The 3,585-nt window shown below is 71.0% G+C and carries 3 protein-coding genes; all 3 read right to left on the bottom strand.

The genetic code is table 11. The annotated features are described in order from the left end of the window. A partial coding sequence (locus tag ACTHNQ_RS05330) for a glucose-6-phosphate isomerase (RefSeq protein ID WP_440331760.1) occupies nucleotides 1–1,593 on the bottom strand: 1,593 nt, incomplete at its 3' end. Beyond that, nucleotides 1,590–2,711 carry a transaldolase gene (gene tal / locus ACTHNQ_RS05325; protein WP_440331758.1) on the bottom strand — a complete coding sequence of 374 codons (1,122 nt, stop codon included), beginning with the start codon at nucleotides 2,709–2,711 and terminating at the stop codon, nucleotides 1,590–1,592. The genes tal and ACTHNQ_RS05330, both read right to left, overlap by 4 nt. 20 nt (nucleotides 2,712–2,731) lie before the next feature. Beyond that, nucleotides 2,732–3,585, bottom strand: an 854-nt coding sequence (locus ACTHNQ_RS05320; RefSeq protein ID WP_440331756.1) for a transketolase-like TK C-terminal-containing protein, incomplete at its 5' end; no start/stop codon positions are given.

Raw genomic sequence — 3,585 nt, 5'->3', positions numbered from 1 at the left:
TTCGATCTGCGGGTCTGTCAGGGTGAGGGTCACGACGGGACGGCCGTGGCCGTCGGCGAGCACGGCTGCATCACCGGCGGCCTGCGCCTGGATCAGCTGGCCGAACGTGAAGGGACGCTCCGGGATCTCGAGGTCGACGTCGGTCTGCTCGAGGATCTGCAGGAACACGCCGTTCGCGGGACCGCCCTTGTGGTACTGACCGGTCGAGTGCAGGAACCGGGGACCCCAGCCGAACGTGGTGGGGCGGCCGGAGTCGGCGGCGACCAGTTCGCGCAGGCCTTCCAGCTGCGGAAGCTCCAGGCGGTTCACGTACGCCTGGATGCTGACGTAGCCGTCCTCGGGCAGGCGCGCCCAGAGGGCGTCCAGCACGCCGGCGACGGTCCCGGATGCGGCCAGCGCGGGGTCCGAGACACGCACCTCGACGCCCTCGACGGCGAACGCCGGGGGAGTGGGCTCGGGGCGCGCGTCCAGCAGGCCGCGAGCGGCCACCTTGGCGGACTCGACGTCGGGCTGGTCGAACGGGTTGATGCCCAGCATCCGTCCCGCGATCGCCGTCGCGTACTCCCAGACCACGAACTGCCCGCCGAGCGAGCCGCTCACGAGGACCTCGCCCTCGTGGTGCTCGAACAGGTGGAACTGCTTCGCCTCGTCGACGAACCGCACGATCTGCAGATCGGCCGGCTTCGCGTCGACCTCGGGGGAGACCGGCAGCAGGACGACCGGGAGGATGCCGGTGCCCGCCTTGCCCGTCGACTCGGCGACGAGCTGCTCGATCCAGTCCGGAAGGCCCACGATGTGCGTGCCGTCGGTGATGAGTCCCAGCTTGTCCTTGCGGGGCTCGCCGCCGGCGATCGCCGCGGCCAGCACGAGAGCGGGGTTGTCGGGGCTGTCGATCGCGACTTCGAGGAGCGATGCCTCGGCCTCATCGAGCAGCTCCGAGATGTCTGCGCCGGCCAGACCCGCGGGGACGAGTCCGAACGCGGTGAGCGCCGAATACCGGCCGCCGACGGCCGGGTCGGCGTTGAACACCGTGTAGCCGTCCGCGCGCGCGGACTGGTCCAGCGGCGAACCGGGGTCGGTGACGACGACGATGCGTTCGGCGGGGTCGATCCCCAGGTCGCGGAAGGCCGCCTCGAACGCACGCTTGGCCGAGTCCGTCTCGACGGTGGAGCCGGACTTCGACGACACCACGAGCACGGTCCGGGTGAGGTCGCCGCCCTCGGCGTCGCCGTCGATCGCGGCGAGCACCTGGCCGGGCGCCGTCGAGTCGAGGATCACGAGCGGCACGCCGGACGTCTGCGCGATGACCTCCGGCGCGAGCGACGATCCGCCCATGCCGGCCAGCACGACGCGCGTGACGTTCTGTGCACGCAGCCGCTCGCGCAGGGCGAGGATCTCCGGCACGAGCGGGCGCGAGACGCTGACCGCCTCGACCCACCCGAGACGCTGGGACGCCTCGGCCTCGGCGTCGGGTCCCCACAGGGACGCGTCGCCTGCGGTGATCCCCGAAGCGACGAGACTCGCCACGAGGCCCGGGAGCGTCTCGTCGACGACGGACTTGACGTGTCCGCTGAGGTGGATGTCGAAGCTCATCGTGCAGCCTGGACGGCATCCTCGAGCGCCGTCTTCACGGTGCTCTGCAGGTCGTGCCACGAGGCGATGAACTTCGACACGCCCTCGTCCTCCAGCACCTGGGTGACGTCGGCGAAGTCCACGCCGACCGCGGCGAGGCGGTCGAACACCTCGTGCGCGCCGGCGTAGGTGCCGGTGACGGCGTCGCCGGCGACCTGGCCGTGGTCGAAGGTCGCCTCGAGCGTCTTCTCGGGCATCGTGTTGACGGTGCCCGGGGCGACGAGCTCGGTGACGTACAGCGTGTCGGGGAGCGCCGGGTCCTTGACACCGGTCGACGCCCAGAGCGGGCGCTGGACGTGTGCGCCAGCCTCGGTGAGTGCCTTGGCGCGGTCGGTCGCGAACTGCTGCTCGAAGAGCTCGTACGCGAGGCGCGCGTTGGCGACGCCCGCCAGCGACTTCAGCTCCTCGCCCTCGACGTTGCCGATCGCCGCCAGGCGCTTGTCGACCTCGGTGTCGACGCGCGACACGAAGAACGAGGCGACCGAGTGGATCTTCGCGACGTCGTGACCGTTCGCCTGGGCCTGCTCGAGACCGGCGAGGTACGCCTCGATGACCTCGGCGTAGCGCTCCAGGCTGAAGATCAGCGTGACGTTCACCGAGATGCCCTCGGCGAGCACCGCGGTGATGGCGGGAAGACCGGCCTTGGTCGCGGGGATCTTGATGTGCACGTTGGGGCGGTCGACCTTGGCCCACAGCTCCTTGGCCTGCGCGATCGTCGCGTCGGTGTCGTGCGCGAGGTCCGGCGAGACCTCGATCGACACGCGGCCGTCGACACCGTCGGTGGCCTCGTAGACGGGGCGGAAGATGTCGGCGGCATCCCGTACGTCATCCGTCGTCGCGGCGAAGATCGCGTCGTCGACCGACGCGCCGGCCGCCGCCAGCTCGGCGATCTGAGCGGCGTAGGAGTGGCCGCCGCCGCCGATCGCGCCCTGGAAGATCGTCGGGTTCGTCGTGACGCCGGAGACGTTGCGCGTCGAGATGAGCTCGGTCAGGTTGCCCGACGTGATGCGCTCGCGCGACAGGTCGTCCAGCCAGATGCTCACGCCTGCGGCGACCAGCTTCTCGGTGGGGGTGCTCATGCTGGGTTCTCTCCTCGTGCTTACAGCGCCGCGGCGGCCGCGATGGTCTCGCGGGCGGCTTCGACGACGTGCTCGGCGGTGATGCCGAACTTCTGGAACAGGGTCTTGTAGTCGGCGGATGCGCCGAAGTGGTCGATCGCGACGGAGCGGCCGGCGTCGCCGACGATGCCCCTCCACGACAGCGCCGAGCCGGCCTCGACCGACACGCGCGCCTTGACGGCGGCCGGCAGCACCTTCTCGCGGTACGCGTCGTCCTGCTCGGCGAACCACTCCAGCGAGGGGGCCGACACGACACGGGCGTTGACGCCGTCGGCGGCCAGGGTCTCGCGCGCCGCGACGGCGAGCTGCACCTCGGAGCCGGTCGCGATGAGGATCACGTCCGGCGTGCCGTTCGGGGCCTCGGCCAGGATGTACGCGCCCTTGGCGACGCCGTCGGTCGACGCGAACACGTCGCCCGATGCCTCGCCCTCGCCCCGCGCGAACACCGGGATGTTCTGGCGGGTCAGCGCGATGCCCGACGGGCCGCCCTGGCGGCGGACGATCTCGAGCCACGCGGCCGAGGTCTCGTTCGCGTCGGCCGGGCGCACGAGGGTGAAGTTCGGGATGGCGCGGAGCGTCGCGATCTGCTCGACCGGCTGGTGCGTCGGCCCGTCCTCGCCGAGAGCGACCGAATCGTGGGTCCAGACGAAGATCGAGGGGATGTCCATGAGCGCGGCCAGACGCACCGACGGGCGCATGTAGTCGCTGAAGATCAGGAACGTGCCGCCGAACGGACGCGTCGGCCCATGCAGCTTGATGCCGTTGACGATCGCACCCATGGCGTGCTCGCGGATGCCGAAGTGCAGCACGCGGCCGTAGGGGTCGCCCGACCACT

The organism is Microbacterium sp., assembly GCF_051953575.1.
In the GTDB taxonomy this organism is placed as follows: Bacteria; Actinomycetota; Actinomycetes; order Actinomycetales; family Microbacteriaceae; genus Microbacterium.
The sequence above is the reverse complement of the archived record's forward strand: the minus strand, read 5'-3'. Positions and strand labels throughout refer to the sequence as shown.